This is a genomic window from Nocardioides sp. zg-1308, from assembly GCF_013155375.1.
Lineage (GTDB): Bacteria > Actinomycetota > Actinomycetes > Propionibacteriales > Nocardioidaceae > Nocardioides > Nocardioides renjunii.
Genome location: NZ_JABJQY010000005.1, coordinates 64,096 through 90,591 on the forward strand (window position 1 = coordinate 64,096; position 26,496 = coordinate 90,591).

At 71.9% G+C, this 26,496-nt stretch carries 23 protein-coding genes and 1 riboswitch; of the genes, 10 read left to right on the plus strand and 13 right to left on the minus strand.

The window, feature by feature from the left end; genetic code table 11:
• Window positions 1–33 precede the first annotated feature (33 nt).
• The 3 genes from HN031_RS18880 to trpD all read left to right on the plus strand — a co-directional run bounded on the left by HN031_RS18880 (window position 34) and on the right by trpD (window position 2,498).
• On the plus strand, window positions 34–945 hold the full coding sequence (locus tag HN031_RS18880; protein ID WP_172273971.1) for a cytochrome c oxidase assembly protein: 912 nt from the start codon (window positions 34–36) through the stop codon (window positions 943–945).
• Window positions 946–973: 28 nt separating this feature from the next.
• Complete coding sequence (locus tag HN031_RS18885; protein ID WP_172273974.1) at window positions 974–1,387, plus strand: response regulator transcription factor; 414 nt, start codon at window positions 974–976, stop codon at window positions 1,385–1,387.
• 70 nt (window positions 1,388–1,457) lie between these two features.
• Entirely contained in the window at window positions 1,458–2,498 is a 1,041-nt protein-coding gene (trpD, locus tag HN031_RS18890) for an anthranilate phosphoribosyltransferase (RefSeq protein WP_172273977.1), read from the plus strand.
• Here the strand turns inward: trpD and HN031_RS18895 are convergent.
• Window positions 2,480–3,103, minus strand: coding sequence for a hypothetical protein (locus HN031_RS18895; protein ID WP_172273980.1), 624 nt, complete (start codon window positions 3,101–3,103; stop codon window positions 2,480–2,482). The two genes, trpD and HN031_RS18895, sit on opposite strands and share 19 nt — an antisense overlap.
• A gap of 42 nt (window positions 3,104–3,145) precedes the next feature.
• Window positions 3,146–7,771 (minus strand): Ig-like domain repeat protein, encoded by a 4,626-nt coding sequence (locus tag HN031_RS18900; RefSeq protein ID WP_172273983.1) that lies wholly within the window; start codon window positions 7,769–7,771, stop codon window positions 3,146–3,148.
• A gap of 160 nt (window positions 7,772–7,931) precedes the next feature.
• Between HN031_RS18900 and HN031_RS18905 the strand changes: the two genes are divergently transcribed.
• The gene (locus HN031_RS18905) at window positions 7,932–8,210 is read left to right on the plus strand and encodes an Lrp/AsnC family transcriptional regulator (RefSeq protein ID WP_172273986.1); all 279 of its coding nucleotides are present in this window, start codon (window positions 7,932–7,934) and stop codon (window positions 8,208–8,210) included.
• Between the two features lie 60 nt (window positions 8,211–8,270).
• Here the strand turns inward: HN031_RS18905 and HN031_RS18910 are convergent, their stop codons facing one another.
• Window positions 8,271–10,061, minus strand: a complete 1,791-nt coding sequence (locus HN031_RS18910) for a DEDD exonuclease domain-containing protein (protein ID WP_172273989.1) — start codon at window positions 10,059–10,061, stop codon at window positions 8,271–8,273.
• Window positions 10,062–10,165: 104 nt separating this feature from the next.
• On the opposite strand from HN031_RS18910, the gene HN031_RS18915 reads away from it, so the two are divergent.
• The 5 genes from HN031_RS18915 to HN031_RS18935 all read left to right on the plus strand — a co-directional run bounded on the left by HN031_RS18915 (window position 10,166) and on the right by HN031_RS18935 (window position 14,567).
• Window positions 10,166–10,441, plus strand: coding sequence for a hypothetical protein (locus HN031_RS18915; RefSeq protein WP_172273992.1), 276 nt, complete (start codon window positions 10,166–10,168; stop codon window positions 10,439–10,441).
• Window positions 10,442–10,451: 10 nt separating this feature from the next.
• A complete protein-coding gene (locus HN031_RS22425) occupies window positions 10,452–11,693 on the plus strand; it encodes an NYN domain-containing protein (RefSeq protein ID WP_172273995.1) in 1,242 nt (413 codons plus the stop codon).
• Between the two features lie 102 nt (window positions 11,694–11,795).
• Window positions 11,796–12,002 carry a hypothetical protein gene (locus tag HN031_RS18925; RefSeq protein WP_172273998.1) on the plus strand — a complete coding sequence of 69 codons (207 nt, stop codon included), beginning with the start codon at window positions 11,796–11,798 and terminating at the stop codon, window positions 12,000–12,002.
• A 106-nt stretch (window positions 12,003–12,108) separates the two neighbouring features.
• Window positions 12,109–12,268: riboswitch (cyclic di-AMP (ydaO/yuaA leader) on the plus strand.
• A 96-nt stretch (window positions 12,269–12,364) separates the two neighbouring features.
• A complete protein-coding gene (locus HN031_RS18930) occupies window positions 12,365–13,288 on the plus strand; it encodes an NlpC/P60 family protein (RefSeq protein ID WP_322919543.1) in 924 nt (307 codons plus the stop codon).
• A gap of 61 nt (window positions 13,289–13,349) precedes the next feature.
• Window positions 13,350–14,567: a hypothetical protein gene (locus HN031_RS18935; protein WP_172274004.1), complete on the plus strand. Its 1,218-nt coding sequence runs from the start codon at window positions 13,350–13,352 to the stop codon at window positions 14,565–14,567.
• 81 nt (window positions 14,568–14,648) lie between these two features.
• Here HN031_RS18935 and HN031_RS18940 read toward each other — a convergent pair whose 3' ends face one another.
• From HN031_RS18940 to HN031_RS18985, 10 genes are all read right to left on the minus strand, one after another.
• Window positions 14,649–14,813 carry a Flp family type IVb pilin gene (locus HN031_RS18940; RefSeq protein ID WP_172274007.1) on the minus strand — a complete coding sequence of 55 codons (165 nt, stop codon included), beginning with the start codon at window positions 14,811–14,813 and terminating at the stop codon, window positions 14,649–14,651.
• Window positions 14,814–14,904: 91 nt separating this feature from the next.
• A complete protein-coding gene (locus HN031_RS18945; protein WP_172274010.1) occupies window positions 14,905–15,096 on the minus strand; it encodes a Flp family type IVb pilin in 192 nt (63 codons plus the stop codon).
• Between the two features lie 187 nt (window positions 15,097–15,283).
• Complete coding sequence (locus HN031_RS18950; protein ID WP_172274013.1) at window positions 15,284–15,931, minus strand: response regulator transcription factor; 648 nt, start codon at window positions 15,929–15,931, stop codon at window positions 15,284–15,286.
• Window positions 15,906–17,480, minus strand: a complete 1,575-nt coding sequence (locus HN031_RS18955) for a sensor histidine kinase (RefSeq protein ID WP_172274016.1) — start codon at window positions 17,478–17,480, stop codon at window positions 15,906–15,908. The genes HN031_RS18950 and HN031_RS18955 overlap by 26 nt, the downstream gene beginning before the upstream one ends.
• 7 nt (window positions 17,481–17,487) lie before the next feature.
• The gene (locus HN031_RS18960) at window positions 17,488–18,414 is read right to left on the minus strand and encodes a type II secretion system F family protein (RefSeq protein ID WP_172274019.1); all 927 of its coding nucleotides are present in this window, start codon (window positions 18,412–18,414) and stop codon (window positions 17,488–17,490) included.
• 4 nt (window positions 18,415–18,418) lie between these two features.
• Window positions 18,419–20,332 (minus strand): type II secretion system F family protein, encoded by a 1,914-nt coding sequence (locus HN031_RS18965; protein ID WP_172274022.1) that lies wholly within the window; start codon window positions 20,330–20,332, stop codon window positions 18,419–18,421.
• On the minus strand, window positions 20,329–21,747 hold the full coding sequence (locus HN031_RS18970) for a CpaF family protein (protein ID WP_172274025.1): 1,419 nt from the start codon (window positions 21,745–21,747) through the stop codon (window positions 20,329–20,331). The genes HN031_RS18965 and HN031_RS18970 overlap by 4 nt, the downstream gene beginning before the upstream one ends.
• Before the next feature lies 1 nt (window position 21,748).
• Window positions 21,749–22,996, minus strand: a complete 1,248-nt coding sequence (locus HN031_RS18975; protein ID WP_172274028.1) for an AAA family ATPase — start codon at window positions 22,994–22,996, stop codon at window positions 21,749–21,751.
• Window positions 22,993–23,769, minus strand: coding sequence for a Flp pilus assembly protein CpaB (locus HN031_RS18980; RefSeq protein ID WP_172274031.1), 777 nt, complete (start codon window positions 23,767–23,769; stop codon window positions 22,993–22,995). The genes HN031_RS18975 and HN031_RS18980 overlap by 4 nt, the downstream gene beginning before the upstream one ends.
• A gap of 280 nt (window positions 23,770–24,049) precedes the next feature.
• Window positions 24,050–25,846, minus strand: a complete 1,797-nt coding sequence (locus HN031_RS18985; RefSeq protein ID WP_172274034.1) for an AMP-dependent synthetase/ligase — start codon at window positions 25,844–25,846, stop codon at window positions 24,050–24,052.
• Between the two features lie 153 nt (window positions 25,847–25,999).
• Here HN031_RS18985 and HN031_RS18990 point away from each other — a divergent pair, with 153 nt between their 5' ends.
• On the plus strand, window positions 26,000–26,437 hold the full coding sequence (locus tag HN031_RS18990; protein WP_172274037.1) for an SRPBCC family protein: 438 nt from the start codon (window positions 26,000–26,002) through the stop codon (window positions 26,435–26,437).
• The last annotated feature ends 59 nt before the right edge of the window (window positions 26,438–26,496 follow it).

Genomic DNA, 26,496 nt, shown 5'->3' on the forward strand with positions numbered 1-26,496 from the left:
CCCCCTGTGTAGTGGGGTCATAAAGTTCACAGTGTGCTGCTCACCCTCGCGACCGACGCGGAGGTCCTCCCGAGATTCACGCTCGGCCGGGCCCTGACCGACTGGGGGATCGATCCGATCCCCTTCGTCGTGACCGTCTGGGCCGTGGGTCTGTACGCCCTCGGGGTGCGGGTGCTGGCCCGTCGCGGGGACCGGTGGCCGGTCGGTCGCACGCTCTCCTTCTGCGGTCTCGGCATGGGCTCCTTCGCGCTCGCCACGATGTCCGGCCTCGGCCGCTACGACACGACCCTGCTGAGCGTGCACATGGTGCAGCACATGGTCCTGTCGATGGTCGTGCCGCTCGCCCTGGCCCTCGGCGCGCCGGTCACCCTGGCGCTGCGCACGTTGCCACCGCGGCCGAGGCGGTGGCTCCTGACGGTGCTGCACTCACCGGTGGCCACGGTGCTCGCGTTCCCGCCGCTCACCTTCGCGCTCTACGTCGCCTCGCCGTGGGCGCTCTACTTCAGCCCGTGGTACGACGCCAGCCTGAGCTCGTCGTTCGTGCACCAGATGATGCACATCCACCTGGTGCTCGTCGGCACCCTGTTCTTCTGGCCGCTCATGGGGATCGACCCGGTCCCCGGCCGGGTCAGCCACCCCTTCCGGGTGCTGCTCACCCTGATGACGCTGCCCTTCCACGCCTTCCTCGGCGTGACGATCATGGGCCAGACGACGCTCATCGGCGCGGAGCACTACGCCGAGCTGCGGGAGGGACCGATGGCGGCGTGGCTGCCGGCGGCGATCGACGACCAGCACCTCGCCGGCGGCATCCTGTGGGCCAGCGGCGACCTCATCGGCATCCTGTTCTTCGCGGTGCTGTTCACCCAGTGGGTGCGCTCGTCGCTCAAGGAGGCCGCGCGCGAGGACCGGCGCCTCGACCTCGAGGAACGACGCGCCCGCGCCTGAGGCCGTCGGGCCCCGTTACGATGCTCGGGTGACCCCGCCCCCCGCAGACCGCATCAAGGTCCTCGTCTACAGCGACGACGTGAACACCCGCCAGCAGGTGATCCTGGCGCTCGGTCGTCGCCCGCACCCCGACCTGCCGGAGCTCGAGTACGTCGAGGTCGCCACCGAGCCGGTGGTGCTGCAGAACATGGACCGCGGCGACATCGCGCTGGCGATCCTGGACGGCGAGGCGGTCCCCGCCGGCGGGATGGGCATCGCCAAGCAGCTCAAGGACGAGATCTACAAGTGCCCGCCGGTCCTCGTGCTGACCGGCCGGCCGCAGGACGCCTGGCTGGCGACCTGGTCGCGTGCCGAGGCGGCGGTCCCGCACCCGATCGACCCCATCCAGCTGGCCGAGGCGGTCATCGGGCTGCTGCGACCGTCGGTGCCGGCCACCTCCTGAGGCGTCCCGCGCGAACCACCACCTGAAACCCCAGCGGGTCCCCGGTCCGCTCGCCACTAGCCTGATCCCCATGCCCCACACCTGGCCCGACGTCCTCTCCACGCTGGTCGCCGGGAGCGACCTGACGACGGAGCAGGCGCGATGGGCGATGGACGAGGTCTTCGCCGGCGCGGCGACGCCCGTTCAGCTCACCGGTTTCGTCGTGGCGCTGCGCGCCAAGGGGGAGACGGTCGAGGAGGTGTCCGGCATCGCGGCGGCCATGCTCGCCGCGGCCAACCCGATCTCGGTCCCCGGCCGGCTGCTCGACGTGGTCGGCACCGGTGGCGACCGGTCGATGTCGGTCAACATCTCGACCATGGCTGCCATCGTCGCGGCCGGTGCCGGGGCCAAGGTCGTCAAGCACGGCAACCGGTCGGCGTCGTCCCAGTCGGGCTCGGCCGACGTGCTCGAGGCGCTCGGCATCCGGCTCGACCTGCCACCGGCGCGCGTCGCCGAGGTGGCGGAGGAGGCGGGGATCACCTTCTGCTTCTCGGCCGCGTTCCACCCGGCGATGCGTCATGCCGCGGTCCCGCGTCGCGAGCTCGGCATCGCCACGACCTTCAACATCCTGGGTCCGCTCACCAACCCGGCGCGACCGCAGGCGCAGGCGATCGGCTGCGCCGACGCCCGGATGGCGCCGGTGATGGCCGGGGTCCTGGCCGAGCGCGGCGTGGACGCCTGGGTGTTCCGGGGCGACGACGGCCTGGACGAGCTGACCACCACCACGACCTCGACCGTGTGGCGCGTCCACGCCGGGGCGGTCACCCGGCTGACCGTGGACCCGACGACGCTCGGGATCGCGCGGGCCACCACCGAGGACCTCCGCGGCGGCGACGCGGCGCACAACGCGGACGTCGTACGGCGTCTGCTGGCGGGAGAGACCGGTCCGGTGCGCGACGCGGTGGTCCTCAACGCCGGCGCTGCGTTGGCGGTCCACGACGCGCCGGCCGAGGACGTCGACACCGCACTGGCGGCCGGGGTGGAGAAGGCCGCCGGCGCGATCGACTCGGGTGCGGCGCAGGCCGCCCTCGAGCGCTGGGTCCGGGCGACGGGTCAGAGCTCGAGCGCGTAGGACTCGCCCTCGCGCCGGAAGCCCAGCCGGTCGTAGTAGGCGCCCACCATGCCGGGGGGCGTGACCACCCGACGGATGCCGCGGTCGGTGAGGAGGCCGCTGCGCCGCCACACGAACTCGCCGGGGGAGAAGTCGCGGTAGCGCGGGGTGACGTAGTCGAGGAGGACGTCGGCGGTGTCGCCGTGCTTGCGCAGCAGCACCACGCCGACGGTCTCGTCGCCCTTCTGCACGAGGAAGGCGTCGTGGGTGTCGGCCGGGTCGTGGACGAAGTCCGGGTTGAACCTGAGGATGTCGGCGCCGTGCACGCGCAGGGTGTGGCGCAGGTACTCGTCGGCGGGGCCCACCTCGAGCACCTCGAAGGCCGTCTCGTCGTGCCGCTCGCGGAGGAGCTGCACGATGAACCACGCGTTGATGGCGACCAGGACGATGTTCATCCCCACCATCGGCCAGACCGCGAGCATCGCGTTGAAGACGATGAGGATCACGCACGCCACGGCGTTGAGCACGCGCAGCCTGAGCACGCTGGCCTGCAGGAGCGAGTAGACGAGCAGCGCGCTGCCACCCCAGCCGAGGACGTCGAGCCAGTGGTCAGCGAGCCAGTTCACGGCGGGAGCCTACTTCCCGCCGCGAACCGGCCCGCGGACGCGTCACTTGACGATGTAGAGCACGATCTTCTTGGACTTCGAGCCCAGGACCTCCGACGTGCCGAGGTAGACCACCTGCAGCTTGTGCTTGCCCTTCTTGAGCTTGGCGAGCGTGAGCGTCTTCTTGCCCTTGTGCACCGGGGCCATGGTGAAGGAGGCGACCTTCTTGCCCTTGTCGAGCACCTGGACGGTGCCGTTGGGCGCCGCCATCCCGGACACGCTGAGCGTGACGGTGATCTTCGCCTTCTTGCCCACCTTGACCCGGTCGGCCTTGAGCGAGCCGCTGACCGTCGACGTCATCCGCGCCACCGGCACCGCCGCGCTGGCGGCAGCGCCGTCGGCGAAGCCGGTCTTCGTCGCGCTCACGACCACCGAGACGTCCTTCCCGGCGTCCTCGGGCATCAGGCGGTAGGTCGAGCTCGTGGCACCGGGGATCGCCGCCCCGGTGCGCAGCCACTGGTAGCGGAAGGTGGGTGAGGGCTGCGACCACGTGCCGGGCGCGGCCTTGAGGGTCTGCCCCACGCTCGGGGTGCCGGTGACGCTCGGCGGCGTCGTGGCCTGCAGCGCACCGCTCGCGGTGGCGGTCACTCCGCCACTGACCGCGACGGCGTCCTGGAAGCCGGTCTTGGAGCCGGTGGCCCGGAGCGAGACCTCCTTGCCGAGGTCGGCCGCGGTCAGCACGTAGGTCGGCGCCGTCGCGCCGCTGATCGGTGCGCCGCTGCGCAGCCACTGGAACGACGTGGCCACGTCCGGCTGGTTCCAGGTGGGAGCCACCGCGACGAGGGTCGCGCCGACACCGGTGCCGGAGGGGGCACTGACCTGGGGGAGCGAGGTCGCGAGCAGCGACTGCACCCGGACCGGGGCGGAGTGCGCCAGCCCGTCGGCGTAGCCGTTGGCGGACGCCGTCACGCGGAAGACCAGGTCCCGCGACAGGTCGGCCTCCGTCGGGGTGTAGCTGGTGCTGGTCGCACCCGGGATCAGGACCCCGTCGCGCAGCCAGGCGTAGGAGTAGCTGATCGTGCCCTGTCCCGACCACGTGCCGCGGCTGCCCGTCAGTCGGCTGCCCAGGGACGGGGTGCCGGAGATGGCCGGCAGCTCCGTGCACTGCGGCGCACCGCCGGCGGTGGCGCCGATGACGTTGCTGATGGCGACCTCACTGGCGAACCCGGGCTTCGACCCGGTGACCTGCAGCGAGATCGACTTGCCGAAGTCGGCCGTGGTGAGGGTGTAGGTGGCGTTCGTCGCGCCCGAGATCTTCGCGCCGTCGCGCAGCCACTGGTAGCTGTTCACCACACCCGGCTCGCTCCAGGCCGGCGGCACGCTGGTGACGACCTGGCCGACACCCGTGCCCCCGGTCGCCTCGATCTGCGGGCCCTGCACGATCTGCAGCCCGGCGTCGACGGTGAAGGTCGCCGTCGCGCTTCCGATCACGTTGTCAGCAGCGTCGCGAGCGGTCACGGTCCACTGGTAGTTGCCGGTGACGAAGTTGACCTGAGCGGCGTAGGCCGACGCCACGGTGCTCTGGGTGCTGACCGATGTCCCACCGGGGGACAGCGGGGTGATGCTCACGTTGTAGTTGCGCGCACCCTCCAGCGGAGCCCACTGCAGCACCGGGCCGTTGGGCCGCTGGCTGACGCCGGCTACCGGGGCCAGCGGGTTCATCTCCTGGCTGCCCACGAAGAACCGGCCGGTCACCGACCACGGCCCCTTGTTGCCCTCGGCGTCGGTGCGCCGCACCCGCCAGCGGTAGGCCGACGGGGATGCGGGCAGCGGGTCGGTGTGGGCGTACGCGGTCGTCTTGAGGGCCGGCCTGTTGACGACGCGGTTGGCGGTGGAGAAGGTGGCGTCGTCGTTCTTGAAGACCTCGAGGTCGTAGGAGCTGGCGAACGCCTGCGGCTGCCAGCGGAACGGCGTACGGCTGCTCACCGACAGGTTGCCCACCGGCGACTGCAGGGGCACCTGCGGGCTCGCCTTGGTGAAGCTCTGCACGTCGGACCACGCGAGGCCGTTGGCGTCGGAGTCCACTGCCTGGACCCGCCAGAACAGCGGGCCCTCGGGGTAGAGCTCGTCGGGAGCGGTGTAGGTGGTCTGGTCGACGAGGCGCTCGTCGACGAGCGTCCCGGCGAAGGACTCGACGTTGTTGACCTGGATGCGGTAGCGCATCGCCGCCTGCGGCCGGTCCTCGTTGGTCTGGGGCCACTGGGCGCTGCGGTTGGTGTCGAAGTAGTCGTCCCACCGGAAGGTGATCTCGGTCCCGCTCGGCGAGGTGCTCTGCAGGCCGGTCACCTTGGGGGAGCGCTTGACGAAGCTGTGCTGCCACTTGCCGATCGTCGACACCGGGTCGGGGCCACAGTTCAGCCGGTTGCGGCAGGGTCGGGCGTACCAGTAGTAGGCGCCACCCGCCTGGCTGTCGGCGTAGGTGTGGGCGTCGTTGTCGAGCGTCGGGACGTACATGTTGCTCGTGGTGGCCGGCACCCGGTTGCTCGGCTCGAGCAGGTTGGTGAAGCTCGCGTCCTCGCTCACGTAGACCATGTAGAACGCGGCGTAGGGGTCGGGGGTCCAGCGGAGCACCGGGGTGCTCGGGACGGTGCAGACCTCGCCCGGCGTGCAGGCGTTGGCGGTGTTGTCCTGGGCCACGGCGGCACCGTCGAGGGCGACCTCGTGGCCGGTGGTGAGCGCGACGTCCTCGACGGTGAAGCGTCCCTCCGGCCCGGTTCCGATGACGGCGTTGTCCTCGTCGTAGGCCTTGACCTGCCAGTCGTACTGCCCGGGCAGGAGCAGCCGGTCGGACGTGTCGGTCATGGCCGGGTAGGGCACCGACTTGCGGAACAGGTTGTCCCCGCTGGTGCCGAACCAGATCTGGCCCGTGTCCATGGCGGTGCCGATGTCGACCGAGTAGTGGTGCGCGCCGGGCATCGGCTCCCAGGTCAGCTGCGGCGCGTGCTTGATGCCCGTGGTCGACGACGTGGGCGTCAGCGGGGTCAGCGGCTCCGCGTCGGTCGTCGGCGGCTCACCCGCGATGTTGAACTGCGTGAAGTAGAGGACCGAGCTCTGGCCCTTCGTGGTGATCGCACGGACGCGCCAGGTGTGGGGGTTGTCGGCCGGGTCCAGCCGGGCGGTGCCGGGGATGGTCCAGGACGGGGACTTGGTCTCGGCGGCACCGACGACCGTCCCGGCCTTGGTGGCGACCTCGACCTCGTAGCGCTCCGCACCGATCACGGGGGTCCAGGAGAAGGTCGGCACGGCCACCGTCTGCCCGCCGGACGGGGACCGCCCCGCGATGCTGACCGGCTGGTAGAGGAAGGCCTGGGTCTCGGAGTAGATGCCCTGGACGCCGGGGATGTCGCCCGCCTTGGTGAAGGGGCGGTCGAGCGGTCGCACGCGCCAGTAGTTGAGCTGGCCCTGCTGCGGCTCGCAGTCCTCGTTCTCACGGTTGGTGGAGGGCTGGCCGGTGGTGTTCACCGCGAACTGGCCCGGCAGGTAGGTGGTGCCCGCGACGCGGCAGCTCTCGAAGGTGCCGACGGTGAAGTTCGGCTGCGTGCCGATCTGGATCTCGTACTCGGACGCGTGCCGCACCGACTCCCACTGGAAGTAGATGGACGCACCCACGACCTCGTTGCCGGGCGCGGCGGGGAAGACCAGCGTCGGCACGTCGGGCCAGGTGCGGTTGAAGCTGGAGCGGGCGGGGCTCCAGGCGGTGGCGCGGTCGTCCAGGTCGACCGCCCGGACCCGCCAGAAGTACTGGTTGTTGTCGTAGGTCGTGGCCGGGGAGTAACGGGTGCCGACGATCCCGGTCTTCGTCTCGATCAGGGACGCACCCTGGGTGAAGTCCTCGCTGGTGGAGACCTGGATGTCGTAGGACTTGGCGCCGGGGACGGGGTCCCAGTCGAGCACGACGTCCTGGAGCTCGAGGTTGGCGTCGTCCGGCGGCGAGGTGCGCGTCGGCGAGGGGAGGGGGAGCACCGTGAAGGTGGCCGTGTCGCTCGGCAGGGACTGGAGGGTGGGGCCCTTGAGCGCCGAGACCCGCCAGAACCACGGCGCGGCGCTGAGCGGTCGGTCCACGACGAGGGAGGTCGTCCTGGTCTCGAAGGACATCGCCCCCACGAAGTCGTCGGCGTCGTCGACCTCGACCTTGTAGCCGATGGCCCCGGGCACGGCGGTCCACGACAGCAGCGGTGGGTTGATCGGCTGGGCGAGCGTCGTTCCGTTGGTCGGGGCGACGGGAGTCGGCCGGGCGACCGGTGCCTTGCCGAACTCCGAGCCGGACCACGCGGACGCCTCGGCGCCCGTGAAGGCCCGGACCCGCCAGTAGATGGTGCCCCCGGCGAGGTTCATCGGCGGCACGAAGGAGGTGTTGACCGTCGAGACGCTCAGGTAGGTGCTGCCGAAGGCGGGGTCGTCGTCGACCTGCACCTCGTAGCGGGTCGCACCCGCGACGGCCGCCCACGTCAGGATGTTCGAGGAGTCGTCGGGCTGCTGCACGTTGAGCGAGCCCGGCTGGGCAGGCGGGGCCGCCGAGGCGGTCGTCGTGGGTGCCGCCAGGGCGGCGACCAGCGCGACGACCAAGGCGATGGTGGCCAGGGCGGCACCGCGTGCGGTGCGGTCCGGGCGGCCGGCGGTGTGCGACATGTGTGACTACTTCCCCTCGAGCAGGTCCGTGACCCGATCACGCTAGGGGCGCCCGTCGTCCCCCGAACGGCGAATGGGACCGGGTAGTCCGAAATGACTAGGTGGTCCGGCTGATCGGTCAGCCGGCGCCGGCCGGCGGCGCGGGCGCTACGGTGACGTCATGATCACCGCCATCGTCTTCGTGAAGGCCGACGTCGCGCGCATCCCCGAGGTCGCCGAGGCCATCGCCTCCCTCGACGGCGTGAGCGAGGTCTACTCCGTGACCGGCCAGATCGACCTCATCGCGCTCGTGCGGGTGCGCGAGCACGAGGACGTCGCCGCCGTGGTGGCCGACCGGCTCAACAAGGTGGAGGGCGTCACCGAGACCGAGACGCACATCGCCTTCCGCACCTACTCCCGGCACGACCTGGAGTCGGCGTTCAGCATCGGGCTGGACTGACCCACGGGCGCACCCGACGCGCCACGCCTCTCGCCCAGGCCCACCGCCCTCGCGCAGGTCCTATCGGGCGGGCCGGTGCACCGGTGACGGCAGGCGTCGCTCGTCGAAGGGCACCAGCGAGAGCCGCGACTCGTTGACGGCGTCGTAGACGGCGAGGTGCCGCGCGGCCCCGCCGAGCGGGCAGATCCAGTCGCCCTCGACGTCGACGAGGCGGACGCCGGGTGACTCCAACCACCGCAGGACCTTCTCGGACTCCTCGGCCGTGGCCGCGGGCACCGGGCCGGGCGCATCGGTCACCGTCTCCGCGCTCGCGGTGAGCTCGCGGACGTACTGGTGGGCGTCGGCCCCCGGCGGGATCACGCCCGCCGCTGCCAGCCGGCCGTGCCGCACCACGTGGACGGCCCAGCGGCCGCTGTCCTCGCGTCGGGCGGCGACGATCTCCGGGCACCGGGTCAGGGCGGAGAGCCGCTGCGTGCGGGCCGCCGCGCGGACGAACGTGGCCAACCGGTCGCGGTGCACGCCGGCCTCCTCGAAGCGCTCGCGGTCGGCGAGGGCCGCCATCCGCTGGTTGATGGCCTCGACCACCTCGTGCGGGCTGCGCAGCAGCGTGTCGCGCAGCTGGCGCACGACCGCGGCGTAGGTCGTCTCGTCGGTCGACCCGTCGCAGGGCGACAGGCAGCGCCCCATCTCGGCCAGCACGCAGGCCGAGCGCGACGGCGTCCGCGGCAGCCGGCCGCTGCACTGCCGCACGGGGAACGTCTCGTGCAGGGCGGCCAGGCACTTCTCGGCTGTCTTCTTGGACGAGAAGGGGCCGAGGTAGTCGGCGTCGTCGTCGAGCACCGTGCGGACCAGCGACAGGCGCGGCCACGTCTCGCGGGTGAGCTTGAGGAAGTGGACCTTCTCGGGGAACCGCGAGCGACGGTTGTAGCGCGGCTTGTGCTCGGCGATGAGCCGCAGCTCGCGGACCTCGGCCTCGAGCGGGGTGGCGCACTCGATCCCGGTGACCGAGGTGGCCAGCCCGACCATCTCGCCCATGCGGGTGCGGGTCTCCGACGCCGTGAAGTAGGTGCGGACGCGGGTGCGCAGGTCGCGGGACGTGCCGACGTAGAGCACGCGGGACCTGTCGTCGCGGAAGAGGTAGACACCCGGCGCGTGGGGGAGCCCCTCGGCGAGGTGGCGCTTGCGGCGCTGCGCTGGGCTGACCCGCGCCGAGAAGGTCTGCAGCTCCTCCAGCGTCTGCACCCCGAGCCCGCCCAGCCGCTCCATCAGGCCGTGGAGCACGTCGACAGTGGCGCGGGCATCGGACAGCGCCCGGTGGTTGGGCGTGGTCGTGGAGCCGAACACCTTGGCCAGCGAGGACAGCTTGCAGTTGGGCGCGTCGTCGCGGGTGATCACACGACGGGCGAGCTTGGCCGTGTCGAGCACCTCGAACCTCGGCCAGGGCCGCCCCTGCTCGCGGGCGAAGTGCTGGAGGAAGCCGACGTCAAAGGGCGCGTTGTGGGCCACGAGCACGCAGCCCGACGCGAAGTCGAGGAACGCCGGCAGCGCCGAGTCGATCGACGGCGCGTCGTGCACCATCGAGTTGGTGATGCCGGTGAGCACCGCGATGAACGCCGGGATCTCGGTGTGGGGGTTGACCAGGGTCTGGAACTCGCCGAGCACCTCGCCGCCGCGCACCTTGACGGCCCCGATCTCGGTGATCATCGAGCCGGCCTGGGCCGAGCCGCCGGTCGTCTCGAGGTCGACCACGCAGAAGGTCAGGTCACGCAGCGGCCGCCCCAGCTCGTCGAAGCTGCGTTGCGCCTCCCATCGGGACTGCTCCCGGGACGGGCGGTGGGCGGTGGTGCTCATGTCGGACGACGCTAGACGCGGGATCCGACAATGGTGGGAGGGCACGCGCACTACGCTGACCGCGCCTGTCCGAACAGACGTCCCCGACCGAGGAGCACCCGCCCGTGAGCGACCAGACCGCCGACCTCCGCGTTCCCGGCGACGGCGAGCGGTGGCGCTGCGCCGGCTGCGGCAACCTCACGCGCTTCGACGTCACCCGCACCCGCCGCACCACGGAGTACTGGCACTTCGACCTCGCCGGCGAGCACCAGGTCGAGGAGGAGACTGTGCGGTCCGAGGCGGTCGAGTCCGTGGCCTGCCGCTGGTGCGGTCGTGCCGACGCCATCGAGGTCGTCGACCGCGCGTCGGCCGACACCACCGCCGACCCGGCCGCCGGGTGACGGGACGGCCGTGACCGGCCCGGTGCCCCTTCCCGAGCGCCTGCGCCTGCGCGTGGTGGCCCTCGTCTCCGCCGTCCTGCCCTCCGTCAGCCCGGTCCCGGCGCCGCTGCGCAAGGTCGCCTCCTTCGCTCCCGCCCGGCGCGCGCGCCTCGGCGGCGCCGCCATCTGGGACGCCCTGGCCGACGACGACTTCCGTCAGCACGCGGCGGTCCAGGTCGCGGCGGTCCCCGCCGCCCCCGACGACCCGCTCGACGCTGCCGCCCGGGCCTGGCTGGTGCGCGAGGACGGCTGGGAGGCGGTCGTCGCCGAGGTCGCCGACGGCCTCGGCGAGGAGGAGGCGCGCGACGACCAGGGCCGCGCCGAGCTCGGGCGCCTCGTCGCGCAGGTGGCCGCCCTCCAGGCCGAGGTCGGGACGCTGCGGTCGGAGCACCGCCAGGAGCTCGACCGCGTCCGGTCCGAGCACAAGGTGCTGCGCCAGCGCCTGGGCGAGACCCGGAGCGCCCTGCGGGCCGCGGAGGCGGAGCGCGACGCGGCCCTCGCCGCCCGTGACGAGGCCGTCGCCGCGGCGGCGGCCGCCACCCGCACCGCCGAGGCGGACGTACGACGCCTGCGGGCGCAGCTCGAGGAGGCCGAGGCCGGGCTCGCCGCCAGCCGCCGCGGCACCCGCTCGGAGCGCGACGCGGCGACAATCCGCACCCGGCTGCTGCTCGACGCCGTGGTCGAGTCCGCCACCGGGCTGCGCCGCGAGCTCGGGCTGCCTGCCGTCAGCGGGACGCCCGGCGACGCCGTGGAGGGGGAGCTGGCCGGCGTCGAGGCGGCGCCGGCGTCCAGCGCGCCCGCGACCCCCGCCCTGCTCGAGCAGGTGCTCGGGATGCCGCGCGCCCGCCTCGTCATCGACGGCTACAACGTCACCAAGGAGGCCTGGCCCCACGCCAGCCTCGAGGCGCAGCGCAGCCGGCTGGTCGCCGCGCTGGGGCCCGTCGTCGCCCGGTCCGGGGCGGAGACCACGGTCGTCTTCGACGCCGCGGAGTCGTCGACGAGGACCGTCATGCCGGCGCCCCGGGGGGTCCGCGTGGTCTTCAGCCCGGAGGGCGTCATCGCCGACGACGTCATCCGCCAGCTGGTCGCGGCCGAGCCGCGCGGCCGCGTCGTGGTCGTGGTCACCGGCGACCGGGAGCTGTCCCGCGACGTCGTGCGGGCCGGGGCGCGGGCCGTGCCCGCCTCGTCGCTGCTCGGGATCGTCGCCGGCTGACCGGTTGACCGGCTGACCGGCTCGAGGCATCCGCCGCTCGCGCGACACGCCGCGGGACGGTCCGCAGGGCCGTTGTCGGTGGGCCCTGCGACGGTTCAGCACATGACGACACGGATCGACTGCGACACCTGCGTGGTGCGCGGGCTGCACTGCCACGACTGCGTGGTGACGGTGCTCCTCGGGCCACCGCCGGAGCTGACCATCGACGACGACGAGATGGCCGCGCTGGACGCGCTGGCCACCGGGGGACTGGTGCCACCGCTGCGGCTGGTGGAGCCGGTCGCGGGGCCGGTGATCGAGTCCGCCTGAGACACGTCGTGAGAAGTTTCCCCGAAGATTGGCGGGGCCGACGGCTCCGGTCTAGGGTGTGGGCTGACGTCCGTGGCAGTGGGTCACCAGGCCCGCGCGGGCGTCGCGCCGAGTCGAAGGCCACACCCCCGCACCACGGTGGCCGACGAGCCGGGGAACCACACTTCCCCCTGGGGTGAATCCCCTGTGAGGCGCATCGCGCGAGCGGTGCGTGGAGCAGGGGTAGGACAGTCGTGCCGAACCCGTCAGCTCACCCGGTAGGCGTACGACATCCCCGAGGAGTTCCCCCGCTCGTGGCTCACACCCGCAAGCGAGTCGTCGCGTCCGCTCTTGGACTGTCCGCGATCGCTGCCATCGCCCTCGTGCCCGCGACCCCCGCGCAGGCCGACCCCGACATCAAGGACGTGAAGGCTCGCGTCGACCGCCTCTACCACGAGGCCGAGGCCGCCCAGGAGCGGCTGCACGACGCCCGCCTGGAGCTGACCGACCTGCGTGGCGACCTCGCCGACCTGCGCGCCGACCAGGAGCGCCAGGACGACCGCCTCGACGTCGTCCGTGACCAGGTCTCCGACGCCGTCGTGCGCCAGATCGAGGGCGAGGGCATCTCGACCGTCGGCCAGATCGTGGTCTCCGAGGACCCCGGCTCCTTCCTCGACAGCCTCTCCACGATGTCGTCGTTCAACGACCTCCAGGCCTCGCTGCTCGCCGACTACGACACCGAGCTCCAGGCCCTCGAGATCCGCCGCGAGGCGACCGACGCCCGGGCCCGGGAGATCGCCGAGCTCACCCAGCAGCTGGGTGCCGAGAAGGCGACCGTCGACGACAAGCTCGGCGAGGCCAAGGAGGTCCTCGCGGACCTCGAGGCCGAGGAGCGCGAGCGCCTGCTCGCCTCTCGCAGCGGCACGACCACCCGCATGCCGAGCTCCGTGCCCGCGTCCGGCCGCGCCGCCGCGGCCGTCCAGTACGCGATGGCCCAGGTCGGCGACGCCTACGTCTACGGCGCCATGGGCGAGAGCGCTTTCGACTGCAGCGGCCTCACCATGCGTGCCTGGGCCCAGGCCGGCGTGTCGCTCCCGCACTCCTCGAGCGCCCAGTTCGGCTCCGGACCGCGCGTGGCCGTGAGCGACCTGCAGCCCGGCGACCTGGTGTTCTACTACAGCCCCATCAGCCACGTCGGCATGTACATCGGCAACGGCATGATCGTCCACGCCGCCAACCCCGGCACCGGCGTCGCCGTCTCGGGTCTCCACTCGATGCCGTTCGTCGGCGCGGTCCGCCCTGGCTGACCAGCAGACCACGAAGGCCGGCCGTCCACTCCTGTGGGCGGCCGGCCTTTCGCTGTGCCTGGTGGTCCTCACGACGATCGGCGTGCTGGTGCCGGCGCACGACGGGCGCCACGACGTCGACCCGGCCGCCGGTGGGCGCGTCGGCGACGAGGCGTGGCGGGCCAGCCCGGCCGAGGCCGCGGACGCCCTGGCGAGGTTCGTCGACGGGGTGGTCGCGCGCGACGTCGGGACGCTCGTCGACCTCGCCCCTCCTCAGGACCGCCCGGCGGAGGCCCTGCTGGCCGGGATCGCGGCCAACGCGCGTTCGCTCGACCTGCGGGCGGTGGGCGCGCGCCACGTCGACCAGGTGGGCACGGTCGGTGCGGACGGCGCCTGGACGGGGACGGTCGAGCTGACCTGGCGGGTCGGCGCGCTGGACCCGTCGCCGTCCCGGGCCGAGGTGGCCGTCCGGTTCGTGCCTGCTGGCGACGGCCTGGCGATCGGCGGCTTCGGTCCGGACGGTGCCGCTGCCGACGGCCGGCTCCCGCTGTGGCTGCGTGACGAGCTCGCGGTGGCCCGTGCGCGGGACGTGCTGGTCATGGTGGCCAGCGACCGGCCGCAGGCGCGCGCGGAGGCCCGCGCGGTGGCCCGCCGGGTGGTGCGCGGGATCGGGGTCGTCGAACGGGTGCTTCCCGGCCGCACCGGGCCCGTGGTCGTCGAGGTGCCGGGCAGCGCCGCCGACCTCGAGGAGGCGCTCGGCGCCCGGCCCGGGACGTACGCCGGGACAGCCGCCGTCACCGCCGCGCCCGGCACCTCAGTGGACGACGACGCTCCGGTCCACGTCTTCGTGAACCCGGAGGTCACCTCGATGCTGGGTCGTGCCGGCGCGCAGGCGGTGATGAGCCACGAGCTGGTGCACCTCGTCACCGACGCGGCGCGCACGCCCGTGGAGCCGTGGCTGCTCGAGGGCTTCGCTGACCACGTCGCGCTCCGCGCAGTGCTGCCGGACCGCACCACGCTGGGTCGGCTCCTCGCGGAGGTGCGCCGCGACGGCGCGCCGCGCGCCCTTCCGACGGCGGCGGACTTCGACGCTCCCGGCGGCGCCCTGCAGGCCAGCTACGAGGCGGCTTGGCTCGCCTGCCGGATCATCGCGGAGAGGCGGGGGGAGCAGGCGCTGGTGGAGGTGTACGACGGCGCCGCACGCGGTGTCCCGGTGGAGCGGGCCCTCGCCCGAGCCGGACTCCCGCTCGCCGAGCTCGCCGCCGCGTGGCGCGGCGAGCTGACGGCGCTGGCCCGCTGACCCCGGAAATGCGCTGAAGGCGACCGGGTGTTCCGGTCGCCTCCATGAGCAGCGATCTGGCGGGCTCTGCGAGCCCTGCGGTCACGGACCGTCGAACGTACCGGCCGGGACCATGAAGAGCTCGCTGACGGACACACCGAACGCCGTCACCGCGATGATGATGGCGACCGCGATGCAGCCGACCATGAGGCCGTACTCGACGGCCGTGGCTCCGCGCTCGTCGCGCTCGAGGTCAGGTGTCCTCATGCGCAGCCTCCTCTGGACGTGTGAAGCGGGAAAGGGAAAGGGCCGGCGCGCCGCCTCAGGCGGGCGCCGGCCCTTGTCATGTCCCTACGGATCAGGGCGCGGTGTTGTCGGCGATCTCGCCGCCGACACCGTCGAACAGGGCGGAGAGGTTGTCACCCAGGGTGGCGACGACGGTGATGATGGCGACGGCGATCAGCGCGACCATGAGGCCGTACTCGACGGCGGTGGCGCCCTTCTCCTCGTCGCGGCGGGCGTTGAGCAGGATGGTGAGGAACTGGATCATGGTGATAACCCCTTGGAAGATGTGGATTGATGAGTCCGGATGTCCGAGCCCCAGTGGACCCGTCAAGAAGAATCTTCGTCTTTTCCCGAGCTGCACGAATCGGGTGATCGGCCGCAGGTGGGTAGTCCCTTGTGACTAGTTCCGGATGTCTCCTCGGACCACCGGGGAGGGCCGGTCAGGGCACCCGTCAGAACCGTTGGGGCGAGAGGTGGTCCAACAGGCCCATGCGCATCGCGGTGACCAGCGCCTGGGCGCGGTTCGCGGCCCCGAGCTTCTGGTAGATGTGCGTGATGTGGGTCTTGGCGGTCGACTCGCTGAGGTAGAGCCGGCCGGCGATCTCGCTGGTGCCCAGGCCGTCGGCGAGGAGCGTCAGGACCTCCTCCTCGCGTCCGGACAGCCGCGGCGTGGACGGGCCGGTGGTGCGACGCACCATCGCGGCGCTGAGGCCGGCGCAGAGAAAGGTGCGCGGCGCGACAGCGGCGTGCTTGGCGGCACTCACGACCTCCGAGGCCTTGCTGTCCTTGCCGACGAACGCCGATGCCCCGGCCTCCATGGCGGCGAAGATCTGGTCGTCGCCCGCGTGCATGGTCAGCACGACCACACCGGTGGTCGTGTCCGTCTCCCGGATGGCCCGTACGACGTCGAGGCCGTGACCGTCGGGCATCTGCAGGTCGGTGACCACGACGTCCGGCTGCAGGTCACGCCAGACCGAGACGCCCTCGGAGACGCTCCCGGCCTGGCCGATCACGCTCATCTCCTCGTCGCGCTCGAAGGCGCGGGCGAGGCCCTGACGGATCAGCTCGTGGTCGTCAACCAGTAGCACGGTGATGCCCATGGGCAGTTTCTCCTTCACGAGGTGCGGTCGCGGGGGACCGCAGGGTGACGACGGTTCCGCCGCCAGGTCGAGGGGTGACGTCGAGCGCGGCACCGACACTGTCGGCGCGCTCGCGCATGCCTTGCAGGCCCCAGTGGTGCTCGCGCGGTCCGGCGTTGCCGACGCCGTCGTCGGCGACCTCGAGGCGCAGCGCCGAACCGTCGGAGTCGAGGCTGACCCACAGGTTGCCTGCACGGGCGTGCTTGCGCACGTTGCCGATGGCCTCCTGCGCCACGCGCAGGACCTCGGTCGCGGCCCGCGGGGGGAGCGGGGGGCCCGACTCCGCCAGCGACAGGTGGACCCGCAGGCCGGCGGCGTCGCTGACCCCGCGGGCGTAGTCGGCGAGGGAGGCGGCCAGCCGGCCGTCCGTCACCTCGTGGCGCAGGTCGAAGATGGAGAACCGGATCTCCGACACGAGCCGGGTGATCTCGGTGCGCAGCGCCGCCGCGAGCTCGCGCGTCTGCTCGTGGTCGCTGATGGACTCGATCTCGTCCACGATGTAGCCGAGGCCGACGATCTCCTGCGCGACGCCGTCGTGCATCTCGCGCGCGATCCGGTTGCGCTCCTGCGAAGCCGCGAAGGCGCGTACGTCGTCGAAGAGGACCGCGGTGTCGAGGCGGACCGCGAACTCGTCGGCCACCTCCAGCGCACGCTCGTCCAGCTCGTGGGTCCAGCGCGGGACCCCGACGAGGACGCAGTAGCCGAGCGTCTGCTGGGCGCCGCGCAGCGGCACGACCGCGGCGCCGGGCGTCCACTCGGCCCGGGGGAGCTCGATCTCGCGGGCCAGGCGCTCGACGTCGTCACCGCCGTTGAGTGCGCGGATCGTCTCGTCCGGGTCGACGACGAAGACGGTGGACCGGGCGCACCCGGTGACCTCCCGCATGGCCGTGTCGAGGTCGATGGCGAGGGAGGCCGTGTCGAGGCCCAGGTTGCCCGAGCTGGCCAGCTCGTGGACGCGCTCCATGAGCTGGTGCGCGGCGGCGTACGGCGCCTGGCGGGCCACCAGGGTGCGCGTCGAGCGCGACTGCCAGCTGGCGAGCAGGCCGACGCCCAGGCCGACCAGCAGCCAGGGGAGTGCCTCGACGATGCGGGTCAGGCCCTCGTCGGCGGGGTCGGCCGCGACGGTCGCGCCGACGGTCAGCGCGGACACGAGCGTCACGTTGAGCGTGGTGACGAGGCCGTGCCGCACACCCGCGGCGATCAGCGGGACCGCGAGGTAGGGGCCCAGCTCGGAGGTGGACTGGGTGGCGACGATCAACGTCGTGACCGCCACGGCCTCCGCCACCGCGTGCCAGTGCGCGGGCCGGTTGCGGGTCATCCACTCCAGCGTCGACGTCACGGCGGCGACGAGCGCCAGCACCACCATCAGCGGTGCCGACTCCACGAGGACGCCTGCCCGGAGGGCGGCGCCGGTCGCGAGCGCCGTCGCGAAGACCCGCACCGCCGTCGTGGTCCGCCACGACTGCAGTGCGGGCCGGGGCGCGCCCGAGTCCAGCGCCGGAGGTGTCATCGACGGATCACGTCTTGCTGAACGTGTCTGCGATCTGGATCCCTGCCGGGCCGAGGATGACGATGAACAGGCACGGCAGGATGAAGAGGACCAGCGGGATCATCATCCGCACAGGCACCTGCTGGGCCTTCTCCTCCGCGCGCTGGCGCCGCTTGGTCCGCATCTCCTGGCTCTGGATCCGCAGGACCCGGCCGATCGGGATGCCGAGGCTGTCGGCCTGCACCATGGAGAGGCAGAAGGACTTGAGGTCCTCCAGCGAGCTGCGCTCGGCCATGGCGCGCATGGCGTCGACCCGGCCGACACCGAGCTGCATCTCCTGGAGCAGCCGCGCGAACTCCTCGGACAGCGGTCCGGTGGTGTTGCGGGCGACGCGCTCGACGGCGGCGTCGAAGCCGAGTCCGGCCTCGACGGAGACGGTGAGCAGGTCGATGGCGTCCGGGAGCGCGTTGCGCATCAGCAGCTCACGCTTGGAACCGGCGTTGTAGAGCAGGAGGTTGGGCAGGCAGTAGCCGAAGGCCGCGATGGCCGCGGTGCCGAGGAGGACGCGGTAGAAGGGCCAGTCCATGCCGATGAGGTAGAGCAGGCCCACCCCGCCGAGCACGGACAGGCCGAGCACCTTGAGGCCGATGAGCCGGTTGACGTCCCAGCCCTCGGGGTTGCCGGCGACGTTGAGGCGGTAGTGCAGCTTCTTGGCCGTGTCGGCCCGCACCAGCTTGCGCCCGGTGCCGACCAGCTGGTCGCCCAGCGGACCCAGGACGCGCTCGGCGAACGGGCGCTCGAGCTCCTGCTTGACGATGTCGGGAGCCCGGTCCATGGCCTGGATGGCGGCCACGGACCGTGCCACGCCCCGACGCTCGGTCGTGACGACGCCGATGATGGACAGGGACAGGGCGATGGCCACGAAGACGAGTGCGGCACCGATCATCAAGAACATGGGGTCACACCTTCACTGTCGCGAGCTTGGACATGGCCCAGGAGCCGACGGTCAGCAGCGTGACGGCCGCTGCGAGCATGATGTACCCCAGTCCCGTGGTGTAGAGCACCGAAACATACTCCCGGTTCGTGAAGAACATGTAGAGGAAGATCAGCGGCGGCAGGCCGACGAGGATGTAGCCGGAGAGCCGGCCCTCGGCGCTGAGCGCCTTCACCTGGCGGCGCAGGTACTCCCGCTCGCGTAGCGTCTCGGACACCGTGTGCAGGATCTCGGCCAGGTTGCCGCCGACCTCGCGCTGGATGCGGATGGCCATGACGACCCACCCGAAGTCCTCGCTGTCCATCCGCGCCCCGACGCTGTCGAGGGCGTCGGTGATGTCGACGCCGAGGCGCTGCTCGATGAGGGCACGGCGCAGCTCGCCGGCCATCGGCTCGTGGCCCTCGCGCACGACGGTGTCCACCGCCTGCGGGAGCGACAGGCCGGCCTGGAGGCCGCCCGCCATGAGGCCGAGGGTCTGCGCCAGCTGGCCGTTGAACGCGTTGAGGCGACGACCGTGGCGCCACTTGAGGTACATCCAGGGCACGACCGTGCCCATCACCAGGCCGAGCACGCCGAGGACGCCGCCGCCCATGAGGAAGCCCACGACCGCACCCGCCACGGCGATGCCGGAGTGCAGGAGCAGCCACTCGGACGCGGTCAGCGCCGAGCCGGCCCCGGTGAGGCGCCGGGCGATCCGGGTCTCGAGGTCGGCGTTGACGACCTTGTCCGTGACCGCGAGCGCGGACTGCCGCAGCGACGCGGCCTCGGTGCGCGTCTTCTTCTTGCGCTTGCTGCGTGCCGTCGTGTCCGTGCCGGCGAAGTACGCGTCGAGGCGCGCCTCTGCGGTCGAGGGGCCACGCGGCCCGGTCAGCGAGACGGTCAGGAGCCCGCCCAGGCCGAGGAACACGGCGACGGCGCCGAGCAGCATGACAGGCGTGCTGACCAGCGCCTTGCCGGTCTTGACGACGTCCGGAGTGTCGAAGCCGAAGGCGCCCAGCGCGACGAAGGCGGAGTCGGAGTACGTCTGCTCGCCGGAGGTCACCGACACGTCCACGGACGCCTCGTCCTCGACGCCCTCGGGGACGTCGAAGCTTACCACGAGCTGGTGGGCGAGGATGTCGCCCTGCTCGGCCAGCACGGAGCTGAGCGCCTCGGGGTCGGCCGGGATGACGCGACCACCGGTGCTGTCCGCGAGCGAACTGAGCTGCTTGGAGTCGCCCTGGCCCTCGGTCTGCAGCGCCACGACGTCGACCACGACGCCGGCGTCGACGGCGCCACCGCCGGCGACGTCGAGCGTCGTCGAGCTGCTGGTGTCGGCTCCGTCGGAGAGGACCATGAGCGAGCGGGCACCCTCGGTGCCGAGGAGCTCCCGCGCCGCGTCGATGGCGTCGTAGACGCTGGTGCCGCGGGTGAGCTCGGCGTCCTCGACGGCCTGGAGGATGGCGTCCCGGTCGGTGGACGGCGGGATCTGGTCCTTGACCTTGCCGGCGAACGTGACGAGGCCGACGGCGATCTCGGGCGGCGTGGACTCGAGGTAGGCCTGCACGGCCGCGACGGCGGCGTCGTACTTGCTGCCCTTGCTCATGCTCGAGCTGGTGTCGACGACGAGCACCGTGGACCGCACGATGTCGCCGGAGGCCGCCGTCTCGACGGTCGCCTGCACGGGGTTGCCGTCGACGGTGACCGAGAGCGTCTCGTCGTCCACGACGCTGCCCTCGGGCAGGCCGTCGGCGGACAGGAGCATCGACACGGAGCCGGACTTCGACTGGACGTGGTCGATGTTGATCTCGTTGGTGGCGTGGGCCGGCGCCGCGACCGCCAGTGCGACGAACGCACCCGCGGCCGTGGTGGCCAGGACGCGGCGCAGCGTGGTGCTCATGCGCCCCTCGCGGTCATGAAGATGGCCGGGTCGACCCGGACGCCGTGGTCCTGGAGCCGCTCGAGGAAGCGGGGGCGCAGCCCGGTGGAGATCAGGTGGCCCTTGAACTTGCCCTGGTCGTCGACGCCGGCGGCGTAGTCGAACAGGAACACGTCCTGGGTGGTGATGATGTCGCCCTCCATGCCCACGATCTCGGTGATGGCGGTGATGCGACGCGTGCCGTCCTTGAGACGGGTCTGCTGGATGATCAGGTCGACGGCGCTGGACACCTGCTCGCGGATGGCGCGGACCGGCAGGTCCATGCCGGCCATGAGCACCATGGTCTCGAGCCGGGCGAGGGCGTCGCGCGGCGTGTTGGCGTGCAGCGTCGAGATCGACCCGTCGTGACCGGTGTTCATCGCCTGGAGCATGTCGAGCGCCGCGGCGTCACGGATCTCACCGACGACGATGCGGTCGGGACGCATGCGGAGGGAGTTCTTGACCAGGTCGCGGATCAGGATCGCGCCCTTGCCCTCGATGTTGGGCGGGCGCGACTCGAGCCGCAGCACGTGGTCCTGACCGAGCCGGAGCTCGGCGGCGTCCTCGATGGTGACGATGCGCTCGTCCTCGGGGATGAAGGAGGACAGCACGTTGAGCGTCGTCGTCTTGCCGGCACCCGTTCCTCCGGAGACGAGGATGTTGAGGCGACCGCGGACGCAGGCCTCGAGCAGGCCCGCCGAGGCACGGCTCAGGCTGCCGAACCGGATGAGGTCCTCGACCGTGAACGGGTCCTCGGAGAACTTGCGGATGGTGAGCTTGGAGCCGTCGAGCGCGAGCGGGGGGATGATCGCGTTGACACGGCTGCCGTCGGGCAGTCGCGCGTCGACCATCGGGCTGGTCTCGTCGACGCGGCGGCCGATCTTGCTGACGATCTTGTCGATCGTGCGCCGCAGGTGGGCCTCGTCGGTGAACGCGGTGTCCACCTTGACGAGCTTGCCGCTGCGCTCGACGTAGATCGAGTCGTAGGCGTTGACCATGACCTCGGACAGGGTGGAGTCACGCAGGAGCGGCTCGATGGGCCCGTAGCCCAGGATGTCGTCGGCGATCTCCTGCGAGATCCGGGTGCGGTCCGCCGAGGACATCGGACGGTCGTTGTCGTCGATGGCGCGGGCCAGGGCGATCCGCACCTGCTGCTCCAGGTCGCCCTGGGTCATGTGGGCGTCGTAGAGCTTCGGGCCGAGGGCCTCGACGAGCTGGGCGTGCACGACCCGCTTGACGTCGATGAACGGGTCGACCGCACTGACCTTCTTGCGGGCGCCCGCCACGGTCGTGGCCGGGACGTTGCCGTCCGGCGCCGGCGCGGCTCCGTTGGCGGTGCTGGGGGCGGGGGCCTCGGTGCGGGAGCGAGCCGCGGCCAGCCGATCGGTGAGACTCACGTCAGGCCTTCCTCAGTCGGAGGCGGCCGGAGGACTTCCGGCCTTCGGGCGTCCCCTGCGAGGGGACCTTGGGCGAGAGAGCCGCCGCCAGCGAGGCGGCGAGGGCCTTGAAGGCCTTGCTGTTGGCGTGCCCGGGGTGGGCACGGACGATGGCCTCGCCCCTGTTGACGCAGGCGAGGACCTCGCGGGCCGACTCCAGCGAGTGGTCGGCCTTGAGGCCCACCGTCGACTCGAACTCGTCGACCGACAGGCCGACCTTGGCGTCGGCCCGGTTGAGCACGAACTTCCACGTCTCGCGTGGGAAGTTGAGCAGGTCCAGCGTGCCGGTCGCGAGCTTGAGGCCCTTGAGCGAGGGGATGTCCAGCGTCGCGACGAGCACGATGGTGGCGGAGTGGTCGAGCGCGGTGAGGGCGAAGTCGTCGAAGGACCCCGAGGTGTCGACCACGACGAAGTCGAACATCAGCTGCAGGGTGTCGAGCAGCTTGCCGACGTCCTCGGCCGTGGCCTTGTCCGGCGAGTCGAGGTGGACCGGTGCGGCCACGATCGAGAGCCCGGGGGAGTGCGGCGTGAGCAGCGTCTCGGCGGCCGACTTGTCGATGTCGCCGTTGAAGGCGACCAGGTCGGCCACGGTCCGGTGCGGGGTCGACTGCAGCATGATCGCGACGTCGCCGTTGTTGACGTCGAGGTCGACGAGGCACACGTTGTGGCCGAGGTCGGCGAGCGCGGCGGCCGTGTTGGTGGCGACGAGGCTCTTGCCGACGCCGCCCTTGGTGGCGAAGACCGTGAGGACCTTGGCGCGGGGGTTGTTCTCCGCCTCGGTGGCGGCCGCGGCCGCCGCCTGCGCGGACTGCAGGGCGCTCTGGGCGGCGGCCTGCACCTCGTCCTCGAAGGTCTGCACGATCGCGGAGGCCACGTTGCGGGCCCGCTGCACGGCGGTGGTGATGCCGGCGAGGTCCTTGGCGGCGACCACCTCGCGCATCCCGGCGCGCAGGGCGAGCGAGAGGGCGTTGCTGTCCACCTCGTGGCGCAGCAGGATCACGCCGAGGTTCGGTCGGTTGACCCGGGCCCACTGCGCGAGCGTCGAGGCGTCCTCGGAGGTGATGGAGGGTCCGATGACGACCGCGAACTCGGCAGGTGTGGCCTGGATGTGATCGCCGAGCTCCTCCATGGAGCTGAAGGCGTGGGAGCCGTGCAGCATCGCCTGGAGCAGGGCGAGGTGCGCCCGGTCGGACTCGACGATCGCGGTCATGACGCGGTCCGCAGGATCTCGGGCATCAGGTCGCTGGCGGTGACGCCCGGGCCGTCGTCGACCTTGGAGTCGTCGGAGAGCAGCGCGAAGGAGATCTCGGCGTTGCGGGCGGCGTAGATGATCTTCTCGGCCTGCGTCTGGTCGACCGCGACGGTCAGGATGGCCCGCGGGACCTCCTCCACGATCTGCTCACCCTCGTCCGTCGTGGTCGTCTTGGACGAGATGCTCGAGGTGCCGACGCCGATGACCTGCACCTTGGGCAGCAGCAGGCGGGTGTAGGCCGGGAGCGTCTCCTCGGTGCCGTCGGGCAGCTTGCGGATGGGGTCGGCGGAGAAGAAGATCGCGATGTCGGAGCCCGGGTTCACGAAGCCCGCCACCCGGGCCGGGTCGCTGAGCTCGACGGAGATCGCGAGCTTGTCGTCGGGGATGATGAGCCCCTCGGTGTCGCTCAGGGTGCCGAACTTGGGGGCGATGACCTGCTCGCCGGCGAAGATCGTGCCGAGCGAGACCAGGTCGGAGATCGAGCCGGTCGAGGACAGCGCACCGTCGACCATGTCGTCGCGACGCACCTGACGCTTCGCGAACTTGCCAGCCTCCATGGCGGCGGACACGGACTCACCGGGCTCGATGGTGTCCGTGGCGGCCAGCACCTCGACCAGCTCCTGGCCCGCGGAGGCGCGCTTGTCGATGCCCTGGACGTAGAGCACGATCAGCGCGGTGCCGACCAGGGCGATGATGAGCGCGACCGTGAGGAGAACAGATCGGCGTGCCATAGGGGCCTTCCTTCGGGTGTGGGTGTCCGGTGACGTCAGGAGACGGGGGTCGCTCGTGACGGCGTCGCTGAGGAGTGGCAGGCCCGACGCGGTCGCGGCTCGAGGACGCGTTCGCGCACGTGGATGCACCCCTCTCGCAGCTCGGCGGGGGTCCCGGATGATCCCCAGCGGACCGAACATATGGGCGCCCTGAACGGCGGGTGGGGCTAAACCTCACAAACCACCCGAAGGTGGTGCCGGGGTAGTCCGAAGTGACTACGCGGAGGTAGTCCGGACCGGGTCACCCGAGGTAGAGGGCCTCGATCTCGGCGCGTGCCTCACGCACGACGACGTTGCGCTTGAGCTTGAGGCTGGGCGTCAGCTGGCCGCCCTCCTCGGTCCACTCACCGGGGAGGATCGTGAACTTGCGGATGGACTCGGCCTGGGAGACCGCCTTGTTGGCGTCGTCCACCGCGTCCTGCACGGCCGCGACCAGGTCGGGGTCGTGGAGCATGCCGGCGAGGTCGCCGGACTTGCCGTGCTGCTCGGCCCAGCCGGGGAACGTCTCGCGGTCGATGGTCACCAGCGCGCCGATGAACGGCTGGCCGTCCCCGACGACGAGGCACTGGTCGACCAGGGCGTGGGCGCGCAGGCGGTCCTCGAGCACGGCCGGGGCGACGTTCTTGCCGCCGGCGGTCACCAGGATCTCCTTCTTGCGCCCGGTGATGCGCACGAAGCCCTCGTCGTCGACCTCGCCGACGTCGCCGGTGTGGAACCAGCCGTCGCGGTCGACGGCCTCGGCGGTGGCGGCCTCGTCGCCCCAGTAGCCGGCGAAGACCTGGCCGCCCTTGAACAGCAGCTCGCCGTCGTCGCCCACGCGGACGCTCGTGCCGGGCAGGGGGCGACCCACGGTGCCCACCTTCTGCGCGTCGGGGAGGTTGACGGTCAGCGCGGCCGTGGTCTCGGTCAGGCCGTAGCCCTCGAGCACGGACAGGCCGATGCCGCGGTAGAAGTGGCCGAGCCGGTCGCCCAGCGGCGCGCCGCCGGAGACGGCGTACGCGCAGCTGCCGCCGAGCGCCTGGCGCAGCTTGCCGTAGACGAGCCGGTCGAAGAGGGCGTGCCGGGCGCGCAGCCGCAGCGGGACCCGCTTGCCGTCGAGGGAACGGGAGTACGCGATGGCGGTGTCGGCGGCGCGGTCGAAGATCTTGCCGCGGCCGTCGGCCGTCGCGCGCTGCGAGGCGGTGTTGAAGACCTTCTCGAAGACCCGGGGCACGGCGAGGATGAACGTCGGCCTGAATCCCTGCAGGTCGGCGACGAGGTTCTTGATGTCGGCGCTGTGCCCCATCCGGGCGCGGCTCTTCACGCAGCCGACCTGGATGATGCGGGCGAAGACGTGTGCCAGCGGCAGGAAGAGGAGCGTCGAGGCCTCGTCGCCCTCGAACAGCTCAGGGAGCTCGTCGACGGCGACGCCGAGCTCGAACATGAAGTTGCCGTGGGTCAGCATGCAGCCCTTGGGCTTGCCGGTGGTGCCGCTGGTGTAGATGAGCGTGGCCAGGTCGTGCGGGGTGGCGGTGGTGCGCCGCTGCTCGAGCAGGTCGTCGGAGATGTCGGAGCCGAGGCGGCCGAGCACGTCGACGGCGTTGTCCTGCAGCGACCAGACGTGCTGGAGCTCCACGAGGTCGGCCGACTGCCGGGCCTCGCGCACCCGCGCGAGGTGGTCGGGGCCCTCGGCGACGACCGCGCGCGCACCCGAGTCCTGGAGGATCCAGCCGATCTGCTCGGCCGAGGACGTCTCGTAGATCGGCACGGTGACGGCGCCGGCGAACCAGATGGCGTAGTCGAGCAGCGTCCACTCGTAGCGGGTCTTGGACAGCAGGGCGACCCGGTCGCCCGCCCCGACGCCCGCGGCGACGAGGCCCTTCGCGACGGAGCGGACCTCGTCGTGGAACTCGGCGGCCGTGACGTCGACCCAGCCGTCGTCCGACGGGCGGCTGAACACCGCGGTGGACGCTGCCTCGCGGGCGTTGGCCACGACGTCGTCGGTGAGGTTGCCCGTGGTGGGGACGGCAACGGAGAGCGGCGTGGTGAACTCACGCACCGGGGAACCTCCTGGATCGGCGATCGACTGCGAAGCGCAGGCTATCGCCCGGCGCGGGCGGCGCCGCACGCCCGTCCCGCACGCCCGTCCCCGCCCGGGCGGTGGCGCAGCCGTGGCCCGGGCGGGCGCCGGCTGTCGGCTAGGCTCCCGGCCATGGCCGAACAGACCTCCTCGTCGATCACCATCGACGCCGCTCCGGCCGACATCATGGCCGTCATCGCCGACTTCGAGTCCTACCCCGAGTGGGCCAAGGGCGTGCAGACCGCGGAGGTCACCGCACCGGGCGCCGACGGCCGGGCCGAGCAGGTCTACTTCGCGCTCGACGTCTCCCCGATCAAGGACCAGTACACCCTCGCCTACGACTGGGACGGCGACCGGGAGGTCACCTGGACCCTGGTCGAGGGCAACATGCTCAAGGCCCTCGACGGCGCCTACACGTTGGTGGACCGCGGCGACGGCAGCACCGAGGTCACCTACCGGCTCGCGCTCGACGTCACCATCCCCCTCATCGGGATGCTCAAGCGCAAGGGCGAGAAGATCCTCATCGACACGGCGCTGAAGGGCCTCAAGAAGCGCGTCGAGCAGCTCTGACGACCGGGTCCGGCGTGCGGATCCTGCCGTCCACCGCCGCGGGCGACGAGCTGGTCGTG

What these genes read in the sequence shown, in the direction of transcription:
- trpD (WP_172273977.1), top strand. Translation starts at nt 1,458, where the DNA reads ATGCCCCACACCTGGCCCGACGTCCTCTCCACGCTGGTCGCCGGGAGC.
- HN031_RS18900 (WP_172273983.1), bottom strand. Translation starts at nt 7,771, where the DNA reads ATGTCGCACACCGCCGGCCGCCCGGACCGCACCGCACGCGGTGCCGCC.
- HN031_RS18905 (WP_172273986.1), top strand. Translation starts at nt 7,932, where the DNA reads ATGATCACCGCCATCGTCTTCGTGAAGGCCGACGTCGCGCGCATCCCC.
- HN031_RS18910 (WP_172273989.1), bottom strand. Translation starts at nt 10,061, where the DNA reads ATGAGCACCACCGCCCACCGCCCGTCCCGGGAGCAGTCCCGATGGGAG.
- HN031_RS18925 (WP_172273998.1), top strand. Translation starts at nt 11,796, where the DNA reads ATGACGACACGGATCGACTGCGACACCTGCGTGGTGCGCGGGCTGCAC.
- HN031_RS18940 (WP_172274007.1), bottom strand. Translation starts at nt 14,813, where the DNA reads ATGAGGACACCTGACCTCGAGCGCGACGAGCGCGGAGCCACGGCCGTC.
- HN031_RS18945 (WP_172274010.1), bottom strand. Translation starts at nt 15,096, where the DNA reads ATGATCCAGTTCCTCACCATCCTGCTCAACGCCCGCCGCGACGAGGAG.
- HN031_RS18950 (WP_172274013.1), bottom strand. Translation starts at nt 15,931, where the DNA reads ATGGGCATCACCGTGCTACTGGTTGACGACCACGAGCTGATCCGTCAG.
- HN031_RS18955 (WP_172274016.1), bottom strand. Translation starts at nt 17,480, where the DNA reads ATGACACCTCCGGCGCTGGACTCGGGCGCGCCCCGGCCCGCACTGCAG.
- HN031_RS18960 (WP_172274019.1), bottom strand. Translation starts at nt 18,414, where the DNA reads ATGTTCTTGATGATCGGTGCCGCACTCGTCTTCGTGGCCATCGCCCTG.
- HN031_RS18965 (WP_172274022.1), bottom strand. Translation starts at nt 20,332, where the DNA reads ATGAGCACCACGCTGCGCCGCGTCCTGGCCACCACGGCCGCGGGTGCG.
- HN031_RS18975 (WP_172274028.1), bottom strand. Translation starts at nt 22,996, where the DNA reads ATGACCGCGATCGTCGAGTCCGACCGGGCGCACCTCGCCCTGCTCCAG.
- HN031_RS18980 (WP_172274031.1), bottom strand. Translation starts at nt 23,769, where the DNA reads ATGGCACGCCGATCTGTTCTCCTCACGGTCGCGCTCATCATCGCCCTG.
- HN031_RS18990 (WP_172274037.1), top strand. Translation starts at nt 26,000, where the DNA reads ATGGCCGAACAGACCTCCTCGTCGATCACCATCGACGCCGCTCCGGCC.